Raw genomic sequence first — 1,584 nt, 5'->3', positions numbered from 1 at the left:
GAACCTCGCATCGGATCTGGGCGTCGCTTGAACCTGCCGGAGCAGAGTCGGGATCACACGATCCGACCAGCGACAGCCCCGCGGCGCTACCGCGTCGAGACCGGGCGGCTGGAGCTCAGCAAAGGAACCTGCAATGCGCATCGCCGCCAGCACGACCACCGGCAAGATCCTCGCTTCCGTCGTCCTCGTGGGTGCGGCCGCCTCGGTCGCGGGCCTCGGGACGTTCGGTGGCTTCACCTCGACCACCACGGCGAGCCAGCGCGCCAGCGCCGGCGAGGTCGTGCTCGGGTCGAGCAGCGGCGGCGCGCGCGGGGTGTCGGTCGCGGCGGACAACCTGGTGCCCGGCGACACCGTCCAGCGCACGATCACGCTGACCCGCAGCGGCGAGACCGAGGCGTTCGGCTCGGTGCGGCTCACCACGACCGGCCAGACCGCCAACGCACTGACCGCCGCCGGCGGGCTGCAGCTGAGGATCGACCAGTGCTCGGTGCCCTGGGCGCCGGTCGGCAACACCAACGAGCTCGCCTGCTCCGGCGCGACCACCGGTGTCGTCGCCCAGCGCGCCGTCCTCGGCACCGACATCGATCTCGCCGCCGCGACCGAGACGCTGAACGCCGCGGCCGCGACCTCGAACCTGCGCGTGCAGCTGACGCTGCCCGACGGCGCCGACAACGCGCTCCAGGGCCTGTCGAACCTGGTCACCTTCACGTTCGACGCCACCCAGCGGACCGCCGAGTTCCGCTGACCCAGACACCGGGGGGCCGTCTGTGGGGGGACGGCCCCCCGGTTCACCACCCGGGCACCCGCGAACAGCCAGGAGAGGAGCCGTCGCCGATGAGCAGCACCACCACCGCCGGACGCCACGCCACCGCGGCGCCGCCGTCGCGCCGTGGCCCGCGCCGTGGCCCGCGGCGTGCCTTCGGCGTCGTCATCGACCTCGTGCTGGTCGGCTGCCTGCTGGTCTTCGCGCTGCTGGCGGTCGGACCGCACCTGTTCGGCTACCGCACCTCCACGATGCTCACCGGCAGCATGGAGCCCGGGATCAGCCCCGGGGACGTGGTCGTCACGACCGCCAAGCCGGCCGCCGACGTCGAGGTCGGTGACGTGATCACCTACCAGATCCCGATCGAGGACCACCGCGTCGAGACCCACCGGGTGGTCGAGGTGCTCCACCGCGACGGATCGATCGCGATCCGCACGAAGGGCGACGCGAACGACCACGCCGACCCGTGGACCGCGACCCTGCAGGACGACCAGGTCTGGGAGGTCCGAGCCGTCGTCCCCGAGCTGGGTACGGCGATCCGCGTCCTGCGCGCCCCGGTCGTCCAGCACGGTGTGTTCTGGGCCGCCCTCGCCGGGTTGCTGGCGCTCGGGCTCACCACGGTCTGGCGCCGCGACCCCGCCGCCCAGGGGAGCGACCCCGCATGAACGACGCCATCACCGCGCCGGTGGTCTTCGACCCCGCCGCGCTCGACGACCTGACCGGCGACGCCCGTGACGCCGAGCTCGCGCTCCGGCTCGCCCACTTCTACCGGCGTCTGCTGCCCGAGCGGGTGGCTCGCATCGACGCCGAGCTGCACGGGC

2 protein-coding genes are annotated in these 1,584 nt (G+C 73.4%); both read left to right on the top strand.

Annotated features, from left to right (window positions below):
• The first annotated feature begins 133 nt into the window (after positions 1-133).
• Positions 134-745, top strand: coding sequence for a hypothetical protein (locus VGD85_RS19615; protein WP_331065116.1), 612 nt, complete (start codon positions 134-136; stop codon positions 743-745).
• Between the two features lie 89 nt (positions 746-834).
• The gene (locus VGD85_RS19610; RefSeq protein ID WP_331065115.1) at positions 835-1,428 is read left to right on the top strand and encodes a signal peptidase I; all 594 of its coding nucleotides are present in this window, start codon (positions 835-837) and stop codon (positions 1,426-1,428) included.
• The last annotated feature ends 156 nt before the right edge of the window (positions 1,429-1,584 follow it).

Source organism: Nocardioides sp., from assembly GCF_036401255.1.
Lineage (GTDB): Bacteria > Actinomycetota > Actinomycetes > Propionibacteriales > Nocardioidaceae > Nocardioides.
Note: the sequence above shows the minus strand (reverse complement) of the source record. Positions and strands in the feature narration are given on the sequence as shown.